Below are 25,038 nucleotides of genomic sequence, written 5' to 3'. Positions count from 1 at the left end.
CCCACGGCTGGGCTATACCCCTTTTGACAGTCTCATTTCAGTTACATCCACCGTTTTACGAGGCACGCCAGTATGGACGTGAGCGTATTTGGTACGGGTTACGTCGGTCTTATACAAGCCGCGGCATTGGCCGATGTGGGACATCGCGTGCTGTGCGTCGACATTGACCTCAACAAGATCAAGCAACTGCAACAAGCCGTGCCCCCGATCAGCGAACCGGGACTGTCCAGCACCCTGGAAGACAACATCAAGGCCGGTCGCCTGCTCTTCTCCACCCAGGCCAGTGACGCGGTCGAACACGCGGAGCTGATTTTCATCGCGGTGGGCACTCCCGCCGATGAAGACGGTTCCGCCGACCTCAGCCATGTGCTGAATGTCGCTCGGCAAATCGCCAGTTTCATGGAGTCCGATCGCACCCTGATCATCAAGTCCACCGTGCCGGTGGGCACTGCGGACCAAGTGGCGATCGCTGCCAACGAAGAACTGCAACGCCGTGGCAAAAAAGCGTTGAACGTGCGGGTGGTGTCCAACCCGGAGTTTCTCAAGGAAGGCAGCGCCCTGGCCGATTGCATGCGCCCGGACCGGATCATTGTCGGCACCAATGACGATGAAGCGCGCAACCAGTTGAGCGAACTCTATGCACCGTTCTGCCGCAACCGCGAAAAGCTCATGTTCATGGACAACCGCAGCGCCGAGCTGACCAAGTACGCCGCTAACGCAATGCTCGCCACCCGCATCAGTTTCATGAACGAACTGGCCAACCTCACCGAGTTGCTGGGAGCCGACATTGAAGCGGTGCGCAAAGGCATCGGCTCGGACCCGCGCATCGGTTACCACTTCATCTACCCCGGCTGCGGTTTCGGCGGCTCGTGCTTTCCTAAAGACCTGCGGGCTCTGCTGCACACCGCCGAACATCACGGCATGTCATTGCGCCTGCTGCGTAGCGTCACCGATGTGAATGACAGCCAACGGCACATCCTCTTCAGCAAACTGCAGGCGCTGTTTCCCGATGGCCTGGTCGGCAAGTCCATCGCGATTTGGGGCCTGGCCTTCAAGCCCAATACCGATGACATGCGCGAAGCGCCCAGCCGTTATCTGATGGAGGCGCTGTGGGCCGAAGGTGCGAGCGTGCAGGCTTACGACCCGGAAGCCATGTCCGAGTGCCGGCGCATTTACGGCTACCGCAATGACCTGCACCTGTGCGCCACCCGCGACGACACCCTGGAAGATGCCGACGCGCTGGTGATCTGCACCGAGTGGAAGAACTTCCGCGTGGTCGACTTCGATCTGCTGGCGAGTAAATTGCGCGCGCGGGTGATTGTCGACGGGCGCAATCTTTACAACCCGGAGCACGTGGCGGCGGCCGGTTTGCACTACAGCGGTATCGGGCTTCGGCACATCGTTCCCGAGGCGCCACGGCCATGAAAATACTCGTCACCGGAGCGGCCGGTTTCATTGGCGCCCATTGCCTGTTGCGGCTGTTGCGCGACGGGCATGAGGTATGCGGCCTGGATAATTTCAACGACTTCTACGACCCGCAACTCAAACACGACCGCGTGGATTGGGTGCGCAAGCAAGTCGGCGATTTCCAGCTCGCGAAAGTCGATGTGGCCGACGCCACGGCCCTCGACGCACTGTTTGTCGCTGAACAACCGCAGGTGGTGATTCACCTCGCGGCCCAGGCCGGGGTGCGTTACTCCCTGGAAAATCCCCGGGCCTACGTCGACAGCAATCTGAGCGGGTTCCTGAACATTCTCGAAAGCTGCCGCCACCACCCGGTCAAGCACTTGATCTATGCCTCGTCCAGTTCAGTGTATGGCGCCAACCAGCACACGCCTTACTCGGTCAAGGACGGCGTCGATCACCCGTTGTCGCTGTACGCCGCGACCAAAAAAGCCAACGAACTGATGGCTCACAGTTACAGCCATCTGTTCGGCATTCCCTGCACCGGTTTGCGTTTTTTCACGGTGTACGGGCCTTGGGGCCGGCCAGACATGTCGCCGATCCAGTTCGCCCGGGCGATTGCCGAAGGGCAGCCGCTGAAGCTGTTCAACTACGGCCAGCACCAGCGTGATTTCACCTACATCGACGACATCATCGAGAGCATCGCCCGCCTGATCGAGCGCGCCCCCCAACCAGCACCGCAGTGGAACCGCGAACAACCTGACCCGGCCAGCAGCATGGCGCCATGGCGCATTTACAACATTGGCGGACAACAGCCAGTGGAGATCAAGGACTACCTGGCGCTGCTGGAAAAACACCTCGGACAAAAAGCCCTCGTCGAGTTGCTGCCCCTGCAGCCGGGCGACGTGCTCAACACCTGCGCCGATGCCAGCGATCTGGCCCAGGCCACCGGTTTCCAGCCACGGATCGAGCTGGATGAAGGACTCGGACGATTCATCGCCTGGTTCCGTGACTACTACCCACTGCGCAACGCCCACTCGCCACTCGCGCAAGGGCTTCAGCGGAGGACTCTATGACTGGACATGAAAAAGGCGTGTTGCTCAATCACATGCTGCGTGACAAACGCCTGGACCCCGAACACCGAATGCGCCTGGACACGGCGATCCACATGCAGGGCCGCGGCTGGATGACCGGCCGTGACGGTGGTCGGCCCTGGACGCTGTCGCGAACCAACCGAGTGGTTGCAAGCCTTGGCGCGCTGGTGATTCTGCTGCTGCTGTCCCCTGTGCTGCTGGGCCTGGCGCTGGTGATCAAGTTCAGCAGCCCGGGGCCGGTGATGTTCGTGCAGAAGCGCACCGGTTACCGCGGCCGCCTGTTCGGCATGTACAAGTTCCGCACCATGGTGACCAACGCCGAAGAGCTCAAGGAATCCTTGCGGCATCTGAACAAGCACGGCGCCGATGCCATCGATTTCAAGATCGACAACGACCCGCGGATTACCCCTATCGGTAGCTTCCTGCGGCGCAGCAGCCTTGATGAGTTGCCCAACCTGATCAATGTGGTCAGCGGCGACATGCGTTTGGTTGGTCCCCGACCGACCTCGTTCAACGCTTATCGCTACAAGGACAGCCACCTTGCACGCCTGAGCATCTACCCCGGCATGACCGGCCTGTGGCAGATATCCGGGCGCAGCAATATCGACTTCGACCAGCGCGTTGAGTTGGACCTCAGCTATATCGCCGAGCAGAGCCTCTTGCTTGATCTGAAGATCCTGTTGAAAACCCCCTTCAAAGTATTCAGCGGCCACGGAGCGAGTTAAATGGACGGTTCATCGAACAAAAGCCTGACCATCGCCAGCCCGAGCGAGTCCAACCTGACCTCGACCGTGCTCGACCTGGATCTGCGGATCCTCTTCCTGACCGCTGCCAATCCAGGCGCCGGCACCACCACCAGCGCCCTGGCGCTGGCCAGCCAACTGGCGTCAATGAGCAGCGGCCAAGTGCTGCTGGTCGACGCCAGCCAGTCGGAGGGCAACCTCACGCAACAGCTGGGGCTGACCAAAGAGCGCGGCTTTCGAGACCTGCTGTTCAACGACTCACCGCCGCTGCTGCAGGACTGCCTGGTGAATGTTTCCAGCCTGCCCTTCCACATCCTGCCGAACGGGCGGCACATCCGCGGCGCCGAGCACCTGACGACCGAACAACTGGCCCCGTTGCTCAACCAGTTGGGCGATCGCTATCGCTTCGTGGTGATCGACGGCGACGCGGTGTATTCGGCCACCGACACGTTGGTCATCAGCACCTTGGTGGACGGCGTGATCATGGTGGTGCGCGCCGAAGACACACGCTGGGAGGTGGCCCAGGCCGCAGCCCAGCGCCTGACTCAGGCTGGCGCAAAACTGGTGGGCAGCGTCTTCAACCGGCGCAAGTACTACATGCCCAAATGGCTCTACAAAAACCTGTAAGCAACCGCAGAAAAGGATGACGCTATGAACGCCAAAATGCTTCTCCTGCTGTTGCTGCCGCTTGCAGGTTGCTCCAGCACCAGTGAAACCCAGCAGATGCCGGTGCAGATCCTCACGGCCGAGCCGGCCAATGCCCAGGCCACCGACATGCCCAAGGTCGAACAGACCCTGCGGCCCAAGGACGTGCTGGATGTGATCTTTCACGTCAGCACCAGTAGCTCGGGCGCTTACCGCATTCAGTCCGGTGACCAGGTCGCCCTGAACTTCACCGCGGCCAGCCAGCTCAACGGCACCCAACGGGTGCTGCCCGACGGCACCATCGAACTGCCGGGGGCCAATACCTCGGTGAAAATCGCCGGGCTGACAGCTGTCGAAGCACGGCAGGAGATCCAGCGTGCCTATGAGCGCAAATCTCTTTTTCAGCCTAATCGCAATCAGGTGACGGTGCTGGTGACCAGCCCGCTGAGCGACGAGCAAAACCTCAAGAGCAACCTGAACCACCCCGCTACCGGTATGAGCCGGGAGATCGTTGTGGGCAACGACGGCTATGCAAGTTTCCCGGAAATCGGCTCCGTGCCGCTGCAAGGCATGACGGTCAACCAACTGGAAACGTTCCTCAATCAACGCTACGCGCAATTGCCGGGGCGGATGAAGGTCGACGTCATGCTCAAATCCACGTCGGGTAACGAAATCTATGTGCTGGGTGAAGTCGCGCAACCGGGCTCCTATCCGATTCGCCGGCCGGTCTCGGTACTCGAAGCCTTGACCCTGGCCCGTGGCACTAACGTCAAGGCGCGGCTCGATTCGGTAGTGATCATGCGCCGCACCGGCAACCATGTGCAGGCCGTGCATTACGACGTTGAAAAAGCCTTGTCCGGTGATGCGTCGCAGATTGCTTACCTGCAACCGGACGACATGCTTTACGTGCCCAAGACCAAACTGGCCAGCGCCGGTGAGCTCGCGCGGCAACTGGCGGACGTGGTGTTGTTCCAGGGGGTGGGCTTCGGATTCGCCTACCGCGTCGACAACAAAGACAGCGACAACTAACGCTCAGGTGACCGACCATGAACCCAAAGGAAAACTACCTGCATGAGTTCTTCAGGATTTTCTTCGCCAACAAGCAGTTGGTGAAACGAGTCTTCCTGATCTTTGCAGTGATCGCCCTGATCTTGCCGCTGATGCTCAAGCAGAGCTTCGACATCACCGCGCAGGTGATCGTGCAATCCAAAAAACTCTCCCAGGGAGACGCCACCACGTCCCTGACCCAAGGTGATGCCTCGTTCATTCCGCCGTCACTGGCAGACATGGAAACCGAGAGCAATATCCTGCGTTCGCCGGCCCTGATCCGTCAGACCATCAGCGACCTGCGGGCCAAAGGCGAGTACGCGCCCAACCCCGGGATCTTCAGCAAACTGGTGACCGAACCGATCAAGCGTTTTGTGACCACCCCCTTGCGTGAATACGTGGTCAATCCGGTGCGCGATGCATTCGGGCTTGAGACCGATCCGGTTCGGGACACCGCCCTGGATACCTACACCCAAGAGGCCGTCGATAACCTGAAAATCGAAACCCTGCCGGGTTCTAACGTGATCTCCATTGTCTACAGCTTTGGCGATCCCGCCCAGGGCACCCGGTTTGTCGCGGCGCTGCTGCAAAACTACCTGGCCAGCCGTCAGGAACTGCAATCGATCGACCTGCCGCAGAGCTTCTACGAAACCAAGAAGAAGCAGTATCAGGTGCGTCTCGATGGCCTGGAAGGCACGCGGCTGGCGTTGCTCGAAGGCGTGGCTTCATCCGATCCGAAGGAAGAAATCACCTTCCGCCTCAATGCCATCAACACCGAGGAACAGGCCCTGAACCTGTATCAGGATCGCCTGTTGCAAAGCCAGCGCTGGCTCGATTACCTGAAAGCCGCCCTGACGTCTGCCACCAATACGTCCCGGCTCAGCGAGTACACCTTCCCCTTCACCTTCACCACCACGGTGGACAACATTGCGTTCGAAGACCGGGAGATCAGACAGCTCGGTGAGCAACTGACCACTCTGGTCAGCCGCTACATGAACGACCTGGCGGTCTTCCAGCCGGGCAGTGAACCCATGCTGTTGACCCGCGAGCAGATTTCCCGCACCCGTCAGCAGTTCCTGAAAATCGTCAGCAACCGGATTCAGGAGCGCACCAACGACCTGGCGATTGTCACCTCGGTGATCAAGCAGAAAACCGCGCGCATCGCCGACTTCAAGGAGCGCATCCATCAGTTGCAAGTGGCTCAGAGCAAGTTGCAGCAGATGGACACCGAGATCAATGCCTTGCACGCGGCGTTCTCCACCTACGCCCAGCGCTTTGCCGAAAGCAGCTCCGCCGGTTTGCTGGACAACGATATGTCCAACGCCCGGGTACTCAGCCCGCCGTATGAACCGACCGATGCAGCGTTCCCCAAACCGCTGCTGATCATTCCGTTCGGGATGCTGACCGGTCTACTGCTGGCGATTGCCTTCGTCTACGTGCGTGAGTTCTTCGATCACCGCTTCAAACACCCAGCGCAAATCACCCATGAACTGGGCTTGCCGGTGCTGTTGGTGATTAACGAGCAAGACGTCGTGCCGAACAATCCGCACAAAAACTGGACCGTGGATAGCTTCGTGCATTGGGTGCGCCATTGAACGGGCCGCTCAGCGCCAGCGCTCTGCCGATCATGCATTTGATCAGCAGCGGCGGCTTCTATGGGGCTGAGCGGATGCTGCTGGACCACTGCCTGGCGACGCCGGGGCGGCACCAAGTGCTGTTTCTCGATGCGCCACCAGCGCTGATCGCGCGATTTCGCGGGGCTGGGGTCGACTGCCGCAGCTTCACGGGTTTGAGGGGATTGCTGCGTCATTTACGTCAGCGGCGGGCTGAACAGCCGCTGATCAACACGCACAATTTCAAGGGGCTGCTATTTGGCTGGGTGGCCGCCACGTTGTTGGACTTGCCGTTGGTGATTACGCAACACGGTTTCACCCCGCGCAGTCGCAAGCAACGCGTTTATGGCTGGCTGAGTTTGCAATTGTGTCGCACGGCGTCGGTGCACCGCGTGGTTTGCGTGGCCGAAAGCATCGCCGTGCTGCACCGCAAGGCCTGTGTCCGGACGGAGAAACTGCAAGTGATTCCCAATGGTCTGCCAAAGGCCAGCGGCCTGCTACCTCACACTGCCACACACCCGCGCTGGCTCGCGGGTTACGTCGGTCGGCTGTGCAATGAGAAAGGCCCGGACCTGTTTCTCGATGCCCTGATTCCGCTCTGTCAGCAACACCCGCAACTGGACGCCGTGATGCTCGGCGACGGCCCGGAACAGAAAACCTTGCTGGCGCGGATTGCCGCTGCCGGCTTGCACAAACGCATCACCTTGCCGGGTTATCAAACCGACATGAACCGGTGGTGGCAGCAACTCGATGCGCTGGTGATCAGTTCGCGTACCGAGGGCACGCCGATGATTTTGCTGGAGGCCATGCAGGCCGGAGTGCCGGTGGTGGCGTTCAGCGTCGGCGGGATTCCCGATGTGCTGGAGGACCGGCACAACGGCCTGCTGGCGACACCCACCGACACCACCGCTCTCGCCCGGCAGATCGATATGCTGCTGAATGAGCCGGCCCTGGCTCGCGAATTGATCGACAACGCAAGACGTACGCAATTGGACCGTTACGACCTGAAGGCCTTGGCCGAACGCTGGTCGCAGCTTTATATCCGTACTGCACGGGAGGCACGCGCGTGATCTTTCCGCTCTCGATCGTCAGTCTGCTCGCCCTGGTCTGCCTTGGTTTGCTGGCCAGCCCTTATCCGTATCTGGCGCCAGGCGCAGTACTGGGCCTGGTGGCTGTCGCGGTGCTGTACCGAAAACCTGCCTGGGGTTTGTTGGGCATCGCGGCGTTGGTGCCGTTCGAAGGTTTCTTCAAGGGCAGCGCGCTATCGGGCACCAAATTCATCGGTGCGTCTCTGGCGCTGATCGTGATGTTGCAACTGGCTATCCACCAGATTCCGTCCGAGCGCCTGCGCAGCAACATCTGGCGCTTCCTGATCTGGTTCATGGTGTTGTACCTGTTGAGCATGATCAATACCGATAACCTGGACATGTCCCAGAGTCATCTGCGGGATATGAGCGTCGGCCTGGTTCTGTTTGTGATCACCTTGCTGATCGGCCGTGAGTTGAACCTCGATATGTTCGCCCGGCTGGTGACCCTCAGCGTCAGCGCGACCAGCGCGCTGGCCATGTTCTCCACCAAGTATCAGGACCAGGGCCGCGCTGCAGGACTGCTGGAAGACCCGAACTCGTTTGCCCTGCTGATTGCCTTCGCCGTGCCATTGGCGCTGCTGCTGGTGATCCGCGGCCCGAACCTGTTGCACCGATTGTTCTGGGGCGGCTGCTGCATTTTGCTGCTGGGCGGCATGACCAAGACCGATTCCCGTTCCGGGCTGGTGGTGCTTTTTCTCAGCTTGATGATCGGTGCCTGGCACTACCGCGCGCAGTTGCCACGCATCCGTCCGCGCCACTTGGGTTTTGCCATGCTTGGCCTTGCGATCGTGATCCCGCTGGCCATTTATTCAATGCCGGCCGGTTACATCGCGCGCATCCAGTCCTTGAGCATCTTGAAAGCCGGGGCCAAGAGCCAGGACGAATCCCTGGGCCGTCGCGCGTCGTACATCCTGGTCGGCAACCAGATCATCCAAGAGCACCCGTTACTCGGTTCCGGCCCCGGCACCTTCCCGCTGCACTACGCCACCACCGGTTACGCCAAAGTGTTTTCCGCCAACCGCAAGCCCGGCGACCTGTACCGCCGCGCGCACAATACTTACCTGGAAATCTTCAGCGAAGTGGGGATTCCCGCCGGCCTGTTGTTCGTCGGCATGCTGGGCCTGGGGATGTACAACCTGGTCCGCGCCCGTCACGCCTGGATGCTGCGACGAAATTGGGAACAGGCCGACCTGATCACGCACCTGAGCATGAGCTATATGTCGTTGCTGCTGTTTTTGATGTTCCTCAGCGCACCGAATCACAAATACCTGTGGATCATGCTCGCGCTGACGTTCGTGTTGCGCCTCAAGGCTGAAGAACGTCCGCCGACGGAGGCTAGCGCATGAGCCGCATCAGCCTCGTCATCCCGATGTACAACGAAGCCCGACACATCGGCCGTACGTTGCTCGCCGCGAAAAAAGCCGTCGAGGCTGCCAGGCTGGAATGCGAGTTGATCGTGGCCGACAACGGTTCCAAGGATCAAGGGCCGCACATTGCGCGGCAAATGGGTGCGCAGGTGCTGGTTCTGCCGGGCCTGCTGATAGGTGCGCTGCGCAATCGCGGCGCCGCCGTTGCCACAGGCGAATGGCTGGCCTTCATTGATGCCGACATCGAAGTGCCCGAGGACTGGCTCACGCTGTTGTTGAGCATCCAACCCGCAGTTCAGGTCGACGTCCTGGGACTGGACCTGCACACCCCGGCCGAAGCCCCGTGGTATGCCAATGCCTGGCAACGCCGCACGTTGCGCCCGAACGATGAAACGTTGAAAACAGTGCGATGGCTGCCCAGTTCCAACCTGTTGATGCGTCGTCCATGGTTCGACAAGGTCCGCGGCTTCAACGAAAACCTGCGCACCGGCGAAGACAAAGATTTCACCATGCGCCTTTCCCACTCTGGCGCACGCCTGCTGTCCGTCAACCAGAGCGTTGCCCTGCATTGGGGTTACGAAAGCAGTTGGCGCGAATGGATGGGCAAGGAGTTCTGGCGTCAAGGAAGTCACCTGCAATTACTGCGCAGCCACGGCATGAATATGCGTTTACTGCGTTTCCCGATGCTGTCAATCATCGCTTGGGTGTTGGATTTCATTGCGCTATCCGCCCTCCTCAACGGTTCTCCCCTGCTGGCGGTATTCACGCTGTTCATCACCAGCCTGCCAGCGCTCGCCCAGAGCCTGCGCCAAAGCCTGAAACACCATGACATAGGCCTGATGCTGCAACTGTGGGGCCTGCACTGGGTGCGCCTGCACCTGGCCGGTGCCGCGCTCATTTTGAGCCTGTGTCATTGGAATGCCAGGAGGCCGGACCGTGGCTGAATTCATTTTCTGGTTGTGCCTGTTATTGCCGGTGTATGCCTGGCTTGGCTATCCGCTGCTGCTGACACTGATCGCGCCGTTGTTCCGCGCGCGGCGTCATGCGCCAGCCCCCCCCATGAATGTCAGCATCATCATCGCCGCGCACAACGAAGCCCGGCATATCGAAGAGAAATTGCGCATCCTGCTCGCCCAGGATTATCAGGCGCGCTCGCTACACATCATTTTGGCCAGCGACGGCTCCACCGACGACACCGTGGCCTGCGCCCACAAGGTCATTGACCCGCGCATCAGCGTGCTCGACCTGCCTCGTCAGGGTAAGGCAGCCACCTTGAATGCCGGCGTGGCCCTGAGCACGGGCGAGATTCTGGTGTTCACCGATGCCGACAACCAATGGTCGACCGACACCCTCGGCCAGTTGCTCGCGCCCCTGGCCGATCCACAGGTCGGGGCCTGTGCCGGGCACATGCTGATCCCGGTGCCGGGCAAGGGCCTGAGCCTGGGCGACAGCCTTTATCGGCATTACGAAGGCTGGTTGCGCAAGGTGGAAAATCGCACCGGCTGCATGGTCTCCGCCGACGGCGCCCTGCTCGCCCTGCGCCGCGAGTTGTTCCAGTACGTGCCGGCGGAGGTCAACGATGACTTCTTTATCAGTACCTGCGCACCGGTGGCGTTCAAACGCATTGTCTATGTGCCCCAAGCACAAGTGAGCGACCAGGGCGTCGACGAAATCGCCAAGCAATGGCGCCGCCGCCAGCGCGTCACCGTCGGCGGTCTGCAAAGCCTGGCCCAGCGCCGGGAGCTGCTGAACCCTTGGCGGTATGGCCTGTATGCGATTGCACTGATCAGCCACAAGCTGATTCGACGCTTGGCACCGGTCCTGTTGGTGCCGTTGCTGCTGAGCAATTTCTGGCTGTGGAATGTACATGGCTTCTATCGCCTGAGCCTGATCGCACAACTGCTCGGTTACGCGATGGCCATCGTCGGCCTGCTGGATGTGCAACACCATTTACCCAAACCCTTTCGCCTCGCCGCGTTTGTTCTGGTGACCCTTGCCGGGATGAGTATCGGTCTGTGGCAGTTCTTGCGCGGCCAGCGGTACGCGCAATGGAACCCCGAGCAAAATCGTTGAAAGGACCGCGCCATGGCGATCAAACAATTATTAAAACGCACCAGTGGCTGGCTTTATCTCAACTCGCCCGTAGGCCGTCACCAATTGCACGGTGCCGGGGTGATCCTGATGCTGCATCGGGTGCTGGCCAATGACCGCGCCGCCGACCTGCCCCATCGCAATGAACTGTGCGTCGGGCCGAAGGCATTCGAACATCTGCTCGCCTGGTTGAAAAAGAACTTCGACTGCGTGCCACTGATGGAGATCTTGCAACCGGGCGCCATCAGGACCGGACGACCAAAAATCGCGCTGACCTTCGACGACGGCTGGCGCGACAACGCGCTGAATGCCTTCCCGTTGCTGAAAAAGTATCAGGTGCCGGCGAGCATTTTTCTCTCCACCGACTTCATCGGCAGCCGACAACGCTTCTGGTGGGAAAGCCTGGGAGAAACCCTGTGGCACAGCCACGGTGAAAAAGCCCGGACGCATTTGATTGAATGCCTGCAACAGATCGGGCGACCGTTACCGGTGCTGCTCGATGATCTGGATGTGCAGCGCCGAAGCCTGGCGCTTTTGCACTTTTTGCACAGCCTGAAAAACTTGCCATCGGGCGAACTGGATCGGCTCAGCGATCAATGCCCTGAAGAGTCGTTGCCCCAGGCCCTGGACTGGCATCAAGTACGCGCGCTGGAAGCCAGCGGGTTGATCCGCTTCGGTCCCCATGGCGCCAGTCACGCGATTCTCACCGACCTGGACGACCAACGTCTGGATGAGGAACTGAGCCGCAGCCGCAATGCCCTGCTCAACGGTTGCAACCGGCCGCTGCCGGTCTACTGCTACCCCAATGGCAACCACGATGCGCGGGTGCGCGAACACGTGGCGGACCACGACTTCCCGTTTGCCCTGGGCACCGACGTCGGGATTTATCGTGGTATCAGCGATCCATTGGCCTTGCCGCGAATCGGCATCAGCCATCGCACGGCGCGCAATCCGGAGTTGCTGTCCTGGCGCATCTATCGGGGAGCCAGGCCATGAGTCGCAGTCATTACCTCAAACACCTGGCCCTGAGCATGGGCACCAAACTGGCGATGATCGGCCTGAGGCTGCTGCGCAATGTATTACTGGCGCGGATTCTGGGGCCCAGCGAGCGCGGTCTGTTTGCGTTGCTCAGTACCCTGCCCGATTTGATCAGCGCCGCCACCAGCGGCGGGCTGAATTCGGCGGTGGGGTATCAGGCGGCCAAGCAACGGCCCATGGGATTGTTGTTGAGCCAGGTGCTGGTGTTTGGTTGCCTGCTGGCGGGTTTGCTGACGTTGCTGGTGGTGGCGCTGGTGCGGGAGTTCGGTGGTGAACTCGACATCACCACGCAACTGGGATTGCTCGCCTGGCTGTTGCTGCTGGCGGTGCCGCTGACCGTCCTCAAGAGCGGCCTGCTGACCTTGCACAATGCGTCGGGCGGTGTGGTGGCGTTCAATGCCTTGCGGCTGGTGGAATCCCTGGCGCCACTGCTGTTGTTTCTGGCCTTGTTCTGGATGTGGAAAGACGCAGCCCTGGAAGCGGCGCTGATCAGTTGGCTGGCCGGCCTCAGCCTGGTGGTGCTGGCCGGGTGGTTCTGGCTCAAGCGCGCTCAGCCCTTGAAGTTGCAGTGGGACCGTGCCAGCCAGAATGAACTGCTGCGCTACAGCGCTCGCAGCCATCCGGACCTGTTGTTCCAGCAAGTGATTCTGCGCTCCGATTACCTGTTCATCGGCGCCCTGCTCGGCAGCACCGCGTTGGGGCATTACGCCATGGCCAGCGCCGCCGCCGAGTTGCTGCTGATCGTCCCGGAAGCGGTGACCACGCCGCTGATGAAACGCCTGCTGCAACAGGACGAAGGCATGGATCGCCTGACGCCGTTGGCGCTGCGCCTGACCGCCACGGTGATGCTCGGCGCCTGCCTGACCATGGCGGTGATCGGTGAATGGCTGATCGTCACGCTGTTCGGCATTGCCTATCAGCCAGCCTACCCGGCGTTGCTGGCGCTGCTGCCGGGGCTGCTCGGCCTTTGCTATGCGAGCATCTTGCGCCTGGACTTGCTGGGCAAAAATCGCCCCGGCACGATTTCGCTGTTGATGGGCCTCGGCGCGTTGCTGAACCTGGCCCTGAACCTGTTGCTGATCCCGATTTACGGCATCGTCGGCGCTGCGACGGCATCGTCCATCGCCTACCTGGCGGTAACCCTCGCGCTGCTGGTGATGTATTGCCGGTTGAGTGGCGTACCGGCCTGGCAAACCCTGATCATCCTGCCCAGCGATGTGGCTCCGATGCTTCAGATGCTGCAACGGAAATCGGCATGAAACGCCTGATGCTGCTGTTGAGCCTGGGCCTGGGTTTGAGCGCCCAGGCGGCACCCATGCGCTGGGCTGATATTCGCGACGGCAGCCTGTACCTGCAAACGGATCGCCCCGACACGCTGACTGTTCGTTGGGTTCCGGCGTGGCAGGCCGATGCCAACGAAGAACGCCTGTACCTGCTCGACGGCAACGGCAACCTCAAGGGCGAGCGCCTGATCGCCGCCAGTGAAACCCGAGGCAAGCAGAGTTGGCCACTGGCGCCGAGTGCCGCCAGTTATCGACTGGAAATTCCGGGCTACAGTTTCCGCCGCTACACGATCGAACACGATGAACGCACGGTGGCGCTGTTCGCCCCGGCCAAGGTGCATTTCAGTGCCGAAACCCGCGGCGGCGATGAGCTGTATTTCAAGGTCGCACCCGGGGAACACGCCGTACTGGCCGGCAAGTTTCACGGTGGGATCAACGCCCTGCAGGCCCAGCGCGTGGGCGACAACAAACAGTTGTCCCTGGCGCTGAAACCCTATCGTGCCTATTGGCAGTTCGATCAGGTGGCATTGCCCGTCACTCAGGACGAACAGGTCTGGCGCCTGCGCCTGCAAGGCAGCGGCAAGGTCGCGTTCTGGCTCGATGGCACGGCGAATCTGTTTGCCCAGAAACCGCAGCAGCTCAAACCGCTGCGCGAGGACGATGGCCAGACCCGCTTGACCCTGCACAAAGAGATGCTCGGCCCCACCCCGAACCTGGGCATTTATTTGCCCTACGTGCTGCCCCCTCAATCCAGTTTCGCAGCGCTCGACGCCCTCAAGCCTCAGGCGGGCACCTATTACAGTTTCGTTGACGTCACCGCGCAAAATCCGCACCACGAAGATGCGTTCCGCCAGCTCTATCAGAACCGCTTCGGCATCACGCAGGACCTCACGCTGTTGGCCGGCAGCCAGCGTCAGGCGGATTTGCGCGCCGACACTCAAAGCAACGCCGGCCTCGGTGCCTGGCTCGCCGCCACTCGCGCCCTCGGCGGCACCGGTACGCACTACATCGCGTTCGCCGACGAGCCGAACCTCAACTACCCGAGCTACGCCGACTACCAGTCGATTTTCAACAGCATGGCCCGGCAGGTGCGCAGCGATCCGGCCAACGCCAAGGCGGGTGTGCGCATCGCCATGCCCGCCACTTCACGCTTCGTCAACGGCCCGTTCGCCGACAACGCCGCCGACAAGCGCGGTATCGATTGGGCAAGGCGCCTGTTGGCCGAATCCGGTGAGCAGATCGACGCCCTCGCCTGGCACGAATGGATGATTCGCGACCTGCTGGCTACTCGGGTCTACCGCGACAGCGTGCGCCGTGCCGCCGAGCTGGTGGGCCTCGATGCCAAGGGCCGGCCACGCAAGGCCTTGCTGCTGGATCAGACCAACCTGTCCAGCGGTTCAAGCCTGAGCCCCTATGATCAGGAAACCCACTTTGCTTCGCTGTGGTGGACTTCGGTGGTCATCAACTCGGCGCAGGATGGGTTGCTGGACATGCTCAACTGGTTCCAGGCCGCCGACGAACCGACCTATCCCAAAGGCATGGTGCGGGTGCTGGGCGGCGATCGTTTCGAACTCAAGCCGGTGGGCCTGGCCCAGCAATTCATCCAGCAGCACTGGCTGAAAAACGTCATGCGCCTGGACAACGACGCTTTCGAAGTCGATGTGTTGGCCATGGCCACCGAGCGCCAGCGCAGCCTGTTAGGGGTCAATAAAGGGGGGCGCTTGCAGCGTGTCGATCTGGGCGGGGCGACGTGCCCGCTGGCCAAGGGAGCGCTGGTGTACTTCGGTGCCGACAACCGCAGTCGCAGCGCTCAGTTCACCTGTCACGACGGTCGCGTCAGCTTCGACCTGCCGGGCGAAACCCTGTTCGCCTTGAGCTGGAGCGCCTCATGAACGCCGTCAACTTGCATCACCACGACCGTGCCGCTCTCGACCGCGCGTTTCACCACGCCAGCGGCGACCGGTCTCTGTCTGGAGGCAATGATATGAATGCCTTGGGAAAACTTCGCCAACACATCAAACGAAAAGGCCTGCGTGCAACGGTCCGGCTCCTTTGGAGACGCTACATGTTCGTTCACTGGGAGCTTCTGTGGATGAAGCGTGACCTGGTCAGCCCGGTACCGCCCCACCAGCTCAAGCCTTACCCACCGCTGCAAGTGAAGACCATCACGGTGCACAACACCGCAGCCTTTGCCCGTCACTTTGGCGACCGGGTCAACATCATGGAAGAACTGGCCACCGAGGGTTACACCGGGCACATGTATCTGGATGGCAAAGGCGACGCGGTGGCCTTCATCTGGGGCAGCACCCGGGAGTACCACGACCGCCATTTCTATGGCTGCAAGTTCCCGGTAAAAAAAGGCGAATTCTTCGAATTCGGCGGCGAACTGGCTCGCGCGTATTGGGGCACCACGCTCTCGGTGGACCTGCAACTGCGACTCTGGAAAGCCATGCAGGCCCAAGGCTGCCACACGGTCGTGGATGTCTGCGACGCCCACAATATACCGGCGCTGAAACTGCACATTCGCATGGGCTATCAAGAGCAAGGACGCATCCAGCACGTCTATCGATTATTCGGTCGCTGGCGTTTCTTGCGTGAAACCCGTTACAGCGACTCACGCCTGGATGCGCTACAAAAACCGTCCCGTTCACCTGTTCCTGAGTCAGTGGCGTGAAAATATGATGGCTCGATTCGAATGGCGCACCTCGCTGTGCGCCCCGGACTTTCCGGCAGCTGCTTATGAGGGGTTGCGCAGGCGCGTGACGGACCATACGCCGTTCAACACCCTCGCCTGGCTGTGCGCATCGGAACAGGCACTGACCGCCGGGGAACGCTTGCACGTTCTGCTGGGCTGGCAAGGTGATGAATTGGTCTTGTGCCTGCCGCTGGTCGCGTCCGTTGAGCGCTTTGGAAGGCTGCCATTTCGGGTCTTGCGTCACCTCGGTTATCCCCTCACCGATCGCCTGGCCCTGCTCACCTGCCTCGATGCCGACAGCATGCGCAAGGCGCTGGTGATCATCCGCCGTCACTTGCCCCATGCGATGCTGCAACTCAATGAATTGTCCGAACCCATCGGCGAAGAAAGCGCGCTGACCGCATGGATGGCCCACAGCTCGACCGGCGAGCGTCGGCTCAGTTGCCGGGTGCCGGTGCATTTGATCAGCGATATCGACCGCCAGGAAGTCTCCGGCGACCCGCGCTACAAACTGCGCCGGGCGCGTAAACGCATGTTGGCTTATGGTGCCCAGGTCCGACGCATTACCCCTTACGCAGCAACCATCGGGCCTTTATTGCAGGCCCTCAGCGAAGTCGAAGTGCAGAGCTGGAAAGGTGTCGAAGGCCTGGGGATTTTCACCAGCAACCGTAGCCGACAATGGATCAACCTGGCCTTCACCGCCCTCGCCGAACAGGGACTGCTGCGGGTGGTGCTGCTGGAAGTGGACGGGCGCTGCATCAGCTACCGGCTCGGCTTGCTGGAAGAGGGCCGGCTGTACGACTACAACCTGGCGTTCCTGCCCAAATACGCCGACCTGGGCAGCGGTCGTGTGCTGCTCGAAGAGTGGATTCGCTGGGGTCTGGACGACAACTGGCACTGGATCGACGCTTCGCGGGTCAGCCTGATGAACTCCAGCCATCAACTCCAGGAGCGCATGACCGGGCAACTTGAGCACTGGCGCTGGAGCTTCTACTCCTGGCGCCCCAGCGGCCTCGCTCTGGGGTTGGCCATGCGACTCTGGCATCAATTCAAGCCGTGGTTGAAAAAGTGGCGGGCCTGGCGTGCATCAGTTGCTCCTGCATCCCCTGCGACACCCACTCGTGTCGACAAAGGCCCGGTGCCCATTGAAAAAACCAAGGAGGGAGAACATGCCTCGCCAAGTCATAGTCAACGCTGACGATTTCGGCCTCAGCCTGAGCGAAAACGCGGTGATCCTTGGTGCCTTCCAGGCCGGGGTCATCAGCTCCGCCACCGCCATGGCCAATATGCCGGCGTTCGAGGAAGCCTGCGTCCTGGCCCGGCAGCCGTTGCTGCAAGGACGAATCGGCTTGCACTTCAACCTCACCTATGGCCGGCCGTTGAGCCCGTCGATTCTTGCGCGTTCGACGTTCTGCGACAGCCAGGGCATGTTCGATCTCGACCTGCCCCGCCACAGCCTCTGGCTCAACCGCCTGGATCGCGAAGCGGTGCTGGAGGAACTCCAGGCTCAATGGCAACGTTGCCTGGATAACGGCCTTATCCCAAGCCACATCGATTCCCATCAGCACGTGCACAACATCTGGCCCATCGGCGAAATCGTCGCGCGCTTTGCCGCCTACCAAGGGGTGCCCGTGCGACTGGCGCGCCATCTGGGAAATAACCTGAGTGTGCGCAAGCGGGTGTTCAAGACATTGCTCAATCATCGATTGAACCGCCTCGCCGGAGCGACCGCCCAGTACGTATGCACCCCGGTAGACCTGCGCAACGTGGCGATGCCGATCGACGGCCTGCTGGAAATCGTCGTCCACCCGACCCATATCGGCGCTGATTTTGGCGATATCTATTTAAACCCCGGAGAGTCTCTGGCTCACATCCTGGAGCTGCGTCTTCCGGGCATTCCGAGAGTGTCCTATGCCGTTGTGCCAAGGACGCTCAAAGACGAACAGCAGTGCCCGATTGAGCTACGCCCGTTGCAACCTTGATTTATCGCTATCGAAAACGTTACCCACCACACCCTGGCTTCAGCCTCGGAGGACTTCATGAGCGCCATCGACAAGCTTCGCGAACGTATCAAACAAAAAGGCCTGCTCCACACGCTCCAGATGCTCTGGAAGCGCTATGTGTACTTCCACCGAGAACTGTTGTGGCTGGGGCGCGATCTGGTCACCCCGGTGGCGCCGCACAAACTACGGCCCTATACGGGTTTGAAGCGGGTGACGATTACCCGGGAGAACGCCATCGCTTTCACCAAGTATTACGGTAACCGCGTCAAGGCCATGGCCCAGATCGCCTCCGAAGGTCACACCGGGCACATGTATGTGGACGAGGCAGGTGATGCCATCGGATTCATCTGGGGCAGCCTCAGTGACTACTTTGACCAGCATTATTATGGCTGCTGGTTCCGGGTCAAACCCGGTGAGTTTTTCCAGTTCGGCGGTGAAATGATCCCTCTCTACTTCGGCTCCAGCCTGTCGGTGGACGCCCAGTACAATATCTGGGGGGCGATGCGGGACCAAGGTTGCGACAAGGTCATGGACGTCTGCGATGTCCGCAACATCCAGGCCATGAAAATGCACCTGCGCATGGACTACCAGGAACAGGGGCGAATCACCCACGTCTACGACCTGTTCGGCCGCTTTCGCTTCTTCCGCGAAACACACTACAGCGGCTCGCGGCTGACTGCGCTGCGCAAACCGGAACAGCAGACAGTGACTGCGGCGCAGGCGTGATGGGTGGGAGCGATTGTTGTTGCTTGACTGAAGACAGTATCGCCGTCATCGCGGGCGAGCCCGCTCCCACATGACCGCATTTCCGTGTGGGAGCGGGCTTGCCTGCGATGACGTCATGTTGCCTACACAGTTCAGCGAAAAATACACCAAACTCAAGGAACCGACTGACTTCTCATACCTGCGCGAACCTATACATTCGAACAGGAATGAGGAGTCAAAACCATGAGCCACAAACTCACAGATTTCGATATGACAGCACTGCTCGACAGTGACGAAGCCATCAGCGAGTACCTCTCTCAGGTACTGGCAGACGGCGACAACGAAGAATTTCTTCGTGCTATTGGCTACGTGGTAAAGGCCCGTGGCATGACACAAATTGCCAAAGACTCCGGAATGGGCCGCGAAAGCCTGTACAAAGCCTTCGCGCCAGGCGCGAAACCACGTTTTGATACGGTTCTAAAGGTCATTCATGCCCTTGGTATTGATCTCTGCGCACAACCGGGACATGCGGCAAATCACTCAACTCTCTGAGAGTGTCCTTGTCACTATGTTGTTCGCCTTCACCGCCACCAACGTGTAACACAACGGCAACTGCGCCTTTTGCTGCTGATACCGATCGTAGAGTTCTTCGCGGTTGGAATGCGGGTATTCCTTGAAGTGGCCGATCTGCAACCCCGCCTCAACGGCACCGGTGAAGATGGCACCCAGGGTGTGGACGAACCAGTAAGACGCTGAGGCGGGCTGTTCGACTTTGCCCTCGTAAACGATCGGCTGGTTCTGAACGAAAGGTTCGCTGCGAAAATACGAGCTGTCCGGGCGATAGGGATCGGCTGACTCGGGGTCGAACATTTCTAGGAACGGGTGGGTTTCGTACACCACCAGGCTGCCGCCGGGCTTGAGGGTTTGCGCGGCATGGCGCAAGAATTCAGCGATGTCCGGCATCCAGTTCAATACGCCGATGGTGATCAGCGCCAGATCGAAACACTGGTGAAGATCAGTCGGCAGATGATGGATGTCAGCCTCGATGAATTCGGGCTCATGGGGCGAACGGGATGCCAGCTCCCGGGCCTGATCGAGAAAGGCCTCCGACTGGTCAATGCCCACGACACGACGGGCCCCCAGGGCAAACAGCGAAAGACTTTCGCGTCCGTTGTTGCAGCCGAGCTGCACCACATCCTTGCCGTCGACGCCGACCTGTTGAAGCAACCCGGTGAGGGTGTCATCCAGGCAGGAAAAATCGCCATGGCTCACGGCACTCAAACAGGCCTGCCACTCAGGGGTATCTTTGTGGTGTTGGGCGGAGTCATTCCACGCATCGCGATTGCTGGCGATGGCTTTTTCTTTTGTCGGCATTTCCATTGCACGCTCCAGAATTCGGACCTTTGATTGGCCGCCACGAGTCTGGATCAGCGTCAGCAAAACTACCATTCGAGCTTTGTTGCGATCTTGTAATCACCGGTGGTGCGAACCCTCTTCGCCTTGATTCAACCGCTCACGCAAGAACTCGATCAGCGCCTGCACCGGTCGTGACCTCTGGCGATGCTGCGGGTAGACGGCCGACAAGGTCAGCGGCTTGGGGCGCAAATCATCCAGCACCGGCACAAGTCGGCCGTCCTCAAGGGCCGAACCGACAATGAAGGTCGGCAGGTACGTGATGCCCATACCGGCAATGGCAGCGTCCTTGAGCAATTCACCATTGTTGACCCGCATCCGCCCAGTGACGTTGACGTTCAGCGGCTTGCCCTGCCCCTCGAAACGCCATTGCACCTGACGACTGTGGCCGTAAGGCAGGCAATCATGGGTGTGTAAATCCTCGGGTTTAAGCGGCGTACCCCGCTCGGCCAGATACACCGGGCTGGCACAGTACAGCCGCTCGATGGAGGCGAGACGTCGGGCGATCAGTGTCGAGTCTTCCAGCACGCCGATGCGCAATGCCAAATCGTAGCCCTCACCGAGTAAGTCCACTGGTCGATCACTCAGGTCGACTTCCACGGTGACCTCGCGATAACGCTGCAAAAACTCCGGTAACAGACAGCCCAGATGCGCCACGGCAAACGACAACGGTGCGCTCAGGCGAATTGTGCCGCGAGGCTCGGTGGTCTGGCCGGCGATGCCCTGCTCTACTTGCTCGACTTCGCTGAGCAGGCGCAGGGCTGATTCGTAATAACTCTGCCCCAGCGGCGTAACGTCCAACCGCCGGGTCGAACGGTTGAGCAGGCGCACGCCGAGGCGCTCTTCCAGTTGCATCAGGCGGCGGCTGACGAACTGCTTGGACAACCCTAATTGATCGGCCGCCGCAGTGAAGCTGCCGGAGTCCATGACCTGGCAAAACATACGCATATCTTCGAACGGATTCATTGTCGCGCCCTGGTTGACAGCCAAACGCTTTATAGCCGTTTTTTTCGTTTCTGACTCCCCAAATCTAAAGATCAAAAGATCGCAGGCTTCGCCCGCTCCTACGGGAATTGAGTACAGGCGGGTGTACCCAATCGTAGGAGCTGGCGAAGCCTGCGATCTTTTCAAGCGGCCGGCCGAGGCCGGCAGCCATACCTCTTACTTCGCGGTGAACGTCGTGTAGCTGTTGATCAGGTTGCGGTAGTTCGGGATGCGCTGGGACAACAGGTTGGCCAGGCCTTCCATGTCGTTGCGCCAGTCGCCCTGCAGCTCGCAGGCCACAGAGAACCAGTTCAGCAGTTGCGCACCGGCAGCCGACATGCGAGCCCACGCCGCTTGTTGCACCGTAGTGTTGAAGGTGCCAGAAGCGTCGGTTACCACAAACACTTCAAAACCTTCAGCCAGTGCCGACAACGTCGGGAACGCCACACACACGTCAGTTACAACACCGGCAATGATCAGCTGCTTGCGGCCGGTGGCTTTCACGGCTCTAACGAAATCTTCGTTGTCCCAGGCGTTGATCTGGCCCGGGCGTGCAATGAACGGAGCGTCCGGGAACTGCTCTTTGAGTTCCGGCACGATCGGGCCATTCGGGCCGCTGTCGAAACTGGTGGTGAGGACGGTCGGCAGGTTAAAGAACTTGGCGATGTCGCCCAGGGCCAGCACGTTGTTCTTGAATTCGTTAGGCGAGAAATCCTGCACCAACGAGATCAGGCCTGTCTGGTGATCAACCAGCAATACCACTGCATCATCTTTGTTCAGACGTTTGTAAGGAACGTTGCTCATGTGAAACTCCTCGGGGGATGGACTTACCTCAGGGGCGCCGACACACCAGGCCGGCGCATTGTTTAATCACTAGAAGGCAAAACACGAGCAGCCAAACGCGCCCCAGAACCCCTGGAAATCGCTGACCGGTGCGTTCGACAAACGCGCCCGCTCATGGCTGTGGGAATGCACCGCGCACGGCCCGCTGCACTGGTGAACCTGCGCCTGCATCGGTGAAGCCGGACGCCAGTGACCCGGCACCTTGACCACCGGAGACCAATCCGGCAGCACTGGCACGCTGGCCGGCCCGAGTTTCTCGAAGTCACCGGCGGCGTACACCACCTTGCCGCCAACCACGGTCAATACCGACTCGATCCACTTGATGGCTTCTTCCTCGACGCTGAAGAAGTCGGCGCTCAGGGCGGCGACGTCGGCCAGTTGCCCGACCTTGATCTGGCCTTTCTTGCCCTGCTCCGACGAGAACCAGGCACTGCCGTGGGTGAAGAGCTCCAGCGCGGTCTGCCGGGTCAACCCTTCACTGTGCAATTCCAGCCCCCCCACCGTGCGGCCGCTGACCATCCAGTACAACGAGGTCCAGGGGTTGTAGCTGGACACCCGCGTCGCATCGGTGCCCGCGCCGACGGGTACACCTTCAGCCAGCATGCGTTTGATCGGTGGCGTGTTTTCGGCGGCCTTGGCGCCGTAACGCTCGACAAAATATTCGCCCTGAAACGCCATGCGATCCTGGATCGCGATGCCGCCGCCCAACGCCCTCACCCGCTCGATGTTCTGTGGGGTGATGGTTTCAGCGTGGTCAAAGAACCATGGCAAACCATTGAAGGGAATGTCGCGGTTGACCTTCTCGAACACATCAAGCATGCGGCTGATGGATTCGTTGTAGGTCGCATGCAAACGGAACGGCCAGCGCTGCTCGACGAGGTGGCGGACCACCGGTTCCAGCTCGTCTTCCATGGTTTGCGGCAGGTCCGGACGCGGCTCGAGGAAGTCTTCGAAATCCGCCGCCGAGAACACCAGCATTTCCCCGGCGCCGTTGTGCCGCAGGAAATCGTCGCCCTGATGCAGCTTGACGCTGCCGGTCCAGTTCTTGAAGTCGGCCAGTTCTTCCTTGGGCTTCTGGGTGAACAGGTTGTAGGCGATGCGGATGGTCAGTTGCTGGTCCTTGGCCAACTGCTCGATCACCGCGTAGTCGTCCGGATAATTCTGGAAACCACCGCCGGCGTCGATGGCACTGGTCAGGCCGAGGCGATTGAGTTCGCGCATGAACTGGCGGGTCGAGTTGACCTGGTATTCGAGCGGTAACTTCGGCCCCTTGGCCAGGGTCGAGTACAAAATCATCGCGTTCGGCCGCGCCACCAGCATGCCGGTCGGCTCACCGTTGGCATCGCGCACAATCTCGCCGCCCGGTGGGTTCGGCGTGTTGCGGGTATAGCCGGCGACGCGCAGTGCCGCGCGGTTGAGCAAGGCGCGGTCGTACAAATGCAGCACGAACACCGGCGTATCGGGTGCGGCCTGGTTGAGTTCTTCCAGGGTCGGCATGCGTTTTTCGGCGAACTGGAATTCGTTCCAGCCACCCACCACCCGCACCCACTGCGGCGTGGGCGTGCGGTCGGCCTGATCCTTGAGCATGCGCAAGGCATCGGCCAGGGACGGCACACCTTCCCAGCGCAGTTCGAGGTTGTAGTTCAAACCACCGCGGATCAGGTGCAAGTGCGAGTCGTTGAGGCCGGGGATGACGCAACGGCCCTTGAGGTCAATGACCTGCGTGCCCGAACCGCGCAGGGCCATGGCGTCGGCATCGGTACCAACCGCGACGAAGCGGCCATCGCTGATCGCCACGGCGCTGGCGAGGGGCTTCTCACGGTCAACGGTATGGAACTGGCCATTGAACAGAATCAGATCGGCGTTCATCGCGTTTCCTTAAGGCTGTGTGGAATGGGACTGGCCGGCTTCCAGCCACGGCGCGAACAGGCGCGTGGCCAGCGGCATAAAGACGTACACCACCGACAGCACAATGGTCAGGGTGATCAGGAAAGTGGCGACCACGTAGTTGGACAGGAATGCATTGAGCTGCAACAGCGGCCCCCAGATCAGCGGCACCAGCAAGGTGTGCGGCAAAATCACCAACAACGTCACCACGGCCTGCTTCCAGCGCGGCGGTGGCGAACCGGCGTCAACCAGCGGCGAGAACCAGAATTCATTGACCGGGTTGACCTCGGTCTGATCGCCGTCGGCCAGCATCGGCGCGGCTTCATCGACCAGCGCCTGGCGTTGCGGCGAGTCGAGCCAGCGCTGCATCGCCTCGGTGGAGCAAAAACGCAGCACGCAGGTGAACAGGTCGAGGCCACCGCTCTTGCCGCGAATCACATCCACGCCCAAGTGTCCTTCGCGTTGCCCGGCCACGCTGACGATGTTGCGCAGCCAGGCTTCATAGGCCGCTTCAAAACCGGCCTTGACCCGGTGTTTGACGATCAGCGTCACGATCTCATCGATACGATTGGAATCAGGCATAACGGAGGGCTCCGGCGAGACGAACATTGAGCGCCAGCCGTCCCGGCCCGGCGATGAAAATGCTGGTGAACAGAATCAACAGCAGCCAACCGAACTGCCCCTCGGCCACACTCCATTGCGGATGCACGACCAGCAGTGCCACCAGCAACACAAACAAAATGGGCAGGCACGCCAGACGCACCAGCACACCGACAACGATCAGCAGCGGGCACAGCACTTCGGCGAAGATCGCCAGGATTAGCGTGAGGTGGGCGCCGAGGTGGAACGGGTCTTCGATGCGTTGCAACTCGGCGCTGAAGTTCAGCAGCTTCGGCAAGCCATGCACGCCCAGCAGAAACAGTGCGCCACTGATCCGCAGAAACAGCAGCCCGAAATCTTGAGCCCGTTCATTCCATTGCGAAGCGTTCATGGCCCCTACCCTTGATCAATCATTGCCCTGAATAGTGCAGCGACGGGGTAGGGAAAAATTGAATGTACGTGCTCTCTTTGTACGGGGAACGCCGTACACAAAGA

General features: G+C 60.5%; 24 protein-coding genes. 18 read left to right on the top strand and 6 right to left on the bottom strand.

Annotation, left to right across the window (positions count from 1 at the left end; all coding sequences use genetic code 11):
* The first annotated feature begins 72 nt into the window (after nt 1–72).
* The 18 genes from ACZ9IM_RS13590 to ACZ9IM_RS13505 all read left to right on the top strand — a co-directional run bounded on the left by ACZ9IM_RS13590 (nt 73) and on the right by ACZ9IM_RS13505 (nt 19,368).
* Nucleotides 73–1,425, top strand: coding sequence for a UDP-glucose dehydrogenase family protein (locus ACZ9IM_RS13590; RefSeq protein ID WP_427623808.1), 1,353 nt, complete (start codon nt 73–75; stop codon nt 1,423–1,425).
* Entirely contained in the window at nt 1,422–2,480 is a 1,059-nt protein-coding gene (locus ACZ9IM_RS13585) for an NAD-dependent epimerase (RefSeq protein ID WP_476224207.1), read from the top strand. The genes ACZ9IM_RS13590 and ACZ9IM_RS13585 overlap by 4 nt, the downstream gene beginning before the upstream one ends.
* Nucleotides 2,477–3,223 (top strand): sugar transferase, encoded by a 747-nt coding sequence (locus ACZ9IM_RS13580; RefSeq protein WP_427623806.1) that lies wholly within the window; start codon nt 2,477–2,479, stop codon nt 3,221–3,223. Before ACZ9IM_RS13585 ends, ACZ9IM_RS13580 begins: the two co-directional genes overlap by 4 nt.
* Nucleotides 3,224–3,868, top strand: coding sequence for a CpsD/CapB family tyrosine-protein kinase (locus tag ACZ9IM_RS13575; protein WP_427623805.1), 645 nt, complete (start codon nt 3,224–3,226; stop codon nt 3,866–3,868). It abuts the gene before it with no gap.
* Between the two features lie 24 nt (nt 3,869–3,892).
* Nucleotides 3,893–4,915, top strand: coding sequence for a polysaccharide biosynthesis/export family protein (locus ACZ9IM_RS13570; protein ID WP_427623804.1), 1,023 nt, complete (start codon nt 3,893–3,895; stop codon nt 4,913–4,915).
* Between the two features lie 17 nt (nt 4,916–4,932).
* A complete protein-coding gene (locus ACZ9IM_RS13565; protein WP_476224206.1) occupies nt 4,933–6,528 on the top strand; it encodes a GumC family protein in 1,596 nt (531 codons plus the stop codon).
* A gap of 32 nt (nt 6,529–6,560) precedes the next feature.
* Nucleotides 6,561–7,616 carry a glycosyltransferase family 4 protein gene (locus tag ACZ9IM_RS13560; RefSeq protein WP_476224243.1) on the top strand — a complete coding sequence of 352 codons (1,056 nt, stop codon included), beginning with the start codon at nt 6,561–6,563 and terminating at the stop codon, nt 7,614–7,616.
* Nucleotides 7,613–8,980: an O-antigen ligase family protein gene (locus ACZ9IM_RS13555; RefSeq protein WP_476224205.1), complete on the top strand. Its 1,368-nt coding sequence runs from the start codon at nt 7,613–7,615 to the stop codon at nt 8,978–8,980. The genes ACZ9IM_RS13560 and ACZ9IM_RS13555 overlap by 4 nt, the downstream gene beginning before the upstream one ends.
* Nucleotides 8,977–9,945, top strand: coding sequence for a glycosyltransferase family 2 protein (locus ACZ9IM_RS13550; RefSeq protein ID WP_427623799.1), 969 nt, complete (start codon nt 8,977–8,979; stop codon nt 9,943–9,945). The genes ACZ9IM_RS13555 and ACZ9IM_RS13550 overlap by 4 nt, the downstream gene beginning before the upstream one ends.
* The gene (locus ACZ9IM_RS13545; RefSeq protein WP_476224204.1) at nt 9,938–11,074 is read left to right on the top strand and encodes a glycosyltransferase; all 1,137 of its coding nucleotides are present in this window, start codon (nt 9,938–9,940) and stop codon (nt 11,072–11,074) included. The genes ACZ9IM_RS13550 and ACZ9IM_RS13545 overlap by 8 nt, the downstream gene beginning before the upstream one ends.
* A 12-nt stretch (nt 11,075–11,086) precedes the next feature.
* Nucleotides 11,087–12,088 (top strand): polysaccharide deacetylase family protein, encoded by a 1,002-nt coding sequence (locus tag ACZ9IM_RS13540; protein ID WP_476224203.1) that lies wholly within the window; start codon nt 11,087–11,089, stop codon nt 12,086–12,088.
* A complete protein-coding gene (locus tag ACZ9IM_RS13535; protein WP_427623793.1) occupies nt 12,085–13,389 on the top strand; it encodes a lipopolysaccharide biosynthesis protein in 1,305 nt (434 codons plus the stop codon). Before ACZ9IM_RS13540 ends, ACZ9IM_RS13535 begins: the two co-directional genes overlap by 4 nt.
* Nucleotides 13,386–15,305 (top strand): hypothetical protein, encoded by a 1,920-nt coding sequence (locus ACZ9IM_RS13530; RefSeq protein ID WP_476224202.1) that lies wholly within the window; start codon nt 13,386–13,388, stop codon nt 15,303–15,305. Before ACZ9IM_RS13535 ends, ACZ9IM_RS13530 begins: the two co-directional genes overlap by 4 nt.
* A gap of 92 nt (nt 15,306–15,397) precedes the next feature.
* Entirely contained in the window at nt 15,398–16,087 is a 690-nt protein-coding gene (locus ACZ9IM_RS13525) for an N-acetyltransferase family protein (RefSeq protein ID WP_476224242.1), read from the top strand.
* A 4-nt stretch (nt 16,088–16,091) separates the two neighbouring features.
* Complete coding sequence (locus ACZ9IM_RS13520) at nt 16,092–17,306, top strand: GNAT family N-acetyltransferase (RefSeq protein WP_427623789.1); 1,215 nt, start codon at nt 16,092–16,094, stop codon at nt 17,304–17,306.
* A complete protein-coding gene (locus ACZ9IM_RS13515) occupies nt 17,278–18,090 on the top strand; it encodes a ChbG/HpnK family deacetylase (RefSeq protein WP_476224201.1) in 813 nt (270 codons plus the stop codon). The genes ACZ9IM_RS13520 and ACZ9IM_RS13515 overlap by 29 nt, the downstream gene beginning before the upstream one ends.
* A gap of 57 nt (nt 18,091–18,147) precedes the next feature.
* Nucleotides 18,148–18,837 carry an N-acetyltransferase gene (locus tag ACZ9IM_RS13510; protein ID WP_427623785.1) on the top strand — a complete coding sequence of 230 codons (690 nt, stop codon included), beginning with the start codon at nt 18,148–18,150 and terminating at the stop codon, nt 18,835–18,837.
* Nucleotides 18,838–19,059: 222 nt separating this feature from the next.
* Nucleotides 19,060–19,368, top strand: coding sequence for an addiction module antidote protein (locus ACZ9IM_RS13505; RefSeq protein WP_427623783.1), 309 nt, complete (start codon nt 19,060–19,062; stop codon nt 19,366–19,368).
* Here ACZ9IM_RS13505 and ACZ9IM_RS13500 read toward each other — a convergent pair.
* The 6 genes from ACZ9IM_RS13500 to ACZ9IM_RS13475 all read right to left on the bottom strand — a co-directional run bounded on the left by ACZ9IM_RS13500 (nt 19,357) and on the right by ACZ9IM_RS13475 (nt 24,934).
* On the bottom strand, nt 19,357–20,196 hold the full coding sequence (locus ACZ9IM_RS13500) for a methyltransferase domain-containing protein (protein WP_476224200.1): 840 nt from the start codon (nt 20,194–20,196) through the stop codon (nt 19,357–19,359). The two genes, ACZ9IM_RS13505 and ACZ9IM_RS13500, sit on opposite strands and share 12 nt — an antisense overlap.
* A 93-nt stretch (nt 20,197–20,289) precedes the next feature.
* Complete coding sequence (locus ACZ9IM_RS13495; protein ID WP_476224199.1) at nt 20,290–21,195, bottom strand: LysR family transcriptional regulator; 906 nt, start codon at nt 21,193–21,195, stop codon at nt 20,290–20,292.
* A gap of 195 nt (nt 21,196–21,390) precedes the next feature.
* Entirely contained in the window at nt 21,391–22,017 is a 627-nt protein-coding gene (gene ycaC, locus ACZ9IM_RS13490; RefSeq protein ID WP_218399263.1) for an isochorismate family cysteine hydrolase YcaC, read from the bottom strand.
* Between the two features lie 69 nt (nt 22,018–22,086).
* On the bottom strand, nt 22,087–23,925 hold the full coding sequence (locus ACZ9IM_RS13485) for an amidohydrolase (protein WP_476224198.1): 1,839 nt from the start codon (nt 23,923–23,925) through the stop codon (nt 22,087–22,089).
* A 9-nt stretch (nt 23,926–23,934) separates the two neighbouring features.
* Nucleotides 23,935–24,525: an antibiotic biosynthesis monooxygenase gene (locus tag ACZ9IM_RS13480; protein ID WP_476224197.1), complete on the bottom strand. Its 591-nt coding sequence runs from the start codon at nt 24,523–24,525 to the stop codon at nt 23,935–23,937.
* Nucleotides 24,518–24,934, bottom strand: a complete 417-nt coding sequence (locus ACZ9IM_RS13475) for a DoxX family protein (RefSeq protein ID WP_476224196.1) — start codon at nt 24,932–24,934, stop codon at nt 24,518–24,520. Before ACZ9IM_RS13475 ends, ACZ9IM_RS13480 begins: the two co-directional genes overlap by 8 nt.
* Nucleotides 24,935–25,038: the final 104 nt, after the last annotated feature.

Source organism: Pseudomonas sp. TE12508 (assembly GCF_056279485.1).
The sequence above is the reverse complement of the archived record's forward strand: the minus strand, read 5'-3'. Positions and strand labels throughout refer to the sequence as shown.

Excerpts from the sequence above, each read along its gene's own strand:
- ACZ9IM_RS13590 (WP_427623808.1), top strand. The coding sequence starts at position 73 with ATGGACGTGAGCGTATTTGGTACGGGTTACGTCGGTCTTATACAAGCC.
- ACZ9IM_RS13570 (WP_427623804.1), top strand. The coding sequence starts at position 3,893 with ATGAACGCCAAAATGCTTCTCCTGCTGTTGCTGCCGCTTGCAGGTTGC.
- ACZ9IM_RS13525 (WP_476224242.1), top strand. The coding sequence starts at position 15,398 with ATGAATGCCTTGGGAAAACTTCGCCAACACATCAAACGAAAAGGCCTG.
- ACZ9IM_RS13540 (WP_476224203.1), top strand. The coding sequence starts at position 11,087 with ATGGCGATCAAACAATTATTAAAACGCACCAGTGGCTGGCTTTATCTC.
- ACZ9IM_RS13560 (WP_476224243.1), top strand. The coding sequence starts at position 6,561 with ATGCATTTGATCAGCAGCGGCGGCTTCTATGGGGCTGAGCGGATGCTG.
- ACZ9IM_RS13495 (WP_476224199.1), bottom strand. The coding sequence starts at position 21,195 with ATGAATCCGTTCGAAGATATGCGTATGTTTTGCCAGGTCATGGACTCC.
- ACZ9IM_RS13510 (WP_427623785.1), top strand. The coding sequence starts at position 18,148 with ATGAGCGCCATCGACAAGCTTCGCGAACGTATCAAACAAAAAGGCCTG.
- ACZ9IM_RS13575 (WP_427623805.1), top strand. The coding sequence starts at position 3,224 with ATGGACGGTTCATCGAACAAAAGCCTGACCATCGCCAGCCCGAGCGAG.
- ACZ9IM_RS13580 (WP_427623806.1), top strand. The coding sequence starts at position 2,477 with ATGACTGGACATGAAAAAGGCGTGTTGCTCAATCACATGCTGCGTGAC.
- ACZ9IM_RS13500 (WP_476224200.1), bottom strand. The coding sequence starts at position 20,196 with ATGGAAATGCCGACAAAAGAAAAAGCCATCGCCAGCAATCGCGATGCG.
- ACZ9IM_RS13565 (WP_476224206.1), top strand. The coding sequence starts at position 4,933 with ATGAACCCAAAGGAAAACTACCTGCATGAGTTCTTCAGGATTTTCTTC.
- ACZ9IM_RS13535 (WP_427623793.1), top strand. The coding sequence starts at position 12,085 with ATGAGTCGCAGTCATTACCTCAAACACCTGGCCCTGAGCATGGGCACC.
- ACZ9IM_RS13550 (WP_427623799.1), top strand. The coding sequence starts at position 8,977 with ATGAGCCGCATCAGCCTCGTCATCCCGATGTACAACGAAGCCCGACAC.
- ACZ9IM_RS13485 (WP_476224198.1), bottom strand. The coding sequence starts at position 23,925 with ATGAACGCCGATCTGATTCTGTTCAATGGCCAGTTCCATACCGTTGAC.
- ACZ9IM_RS13505 (WP_427623783.1), top strand. The coding sequence starts at position 19,060 with ATGAGCCACAAACTCACAGATTTCGATATGACAGCACTGCTCGACAGT.
- ACZ9IM_RS13475 (WP_476224196.1), bottom strand. The coding sequence starts at position 24,934 with ATGAACGCTTCGCAATGGAATGAACGGGCTCAAGATTTCGGGCTGCTG.
- ACZ9IM_RS13520 (WP_427623789.1), top strand. The coding sequence starts at position 16,092 with ATGATGGCTCGATTCGAATGGCGCACCTCGCTGTGCGCCCCGGACTTT.
- ACZ9IM_RS13530 (WP_476224202.1), top strand. The coding sequence starts at position 13,386 with ATGAAACGCCTGATGCTGCTGTTGAGCCTGGGCCTGGGTTTGAGCGCC.
- ACZ9IM_RS13480 (WP_476224197.1), bottom strand. The coding sequence starts at position 24,525 with ATGCCTGATTCCAATCGTATCGATGAGATCGTGACGCTGATCGTCAAA.
- ycaC (WP_218399263.1), bottom strand. The coding sequence starts at position 22,017 with ATGAGCAACGTTCCTTACAAACGTCTGAACAAAGATGATGCAGTGGTA.
- ACZ9IM_RS13515 (WP_476224201.1), top strand. The coding sequence starts at position 17,278 with ATGCCTCGCCAAGTCATAGTCAACGCTGACGATTTCGGCCTCAGCCTG.
- ACZ9IM_RS13585 (WP_476224207.1), top strand. The coding sequence starts at position 1,422 with ATGAAAATACTCGTCACCGGAGCGGCCGGTTTCATTGGCGCCCATTGC.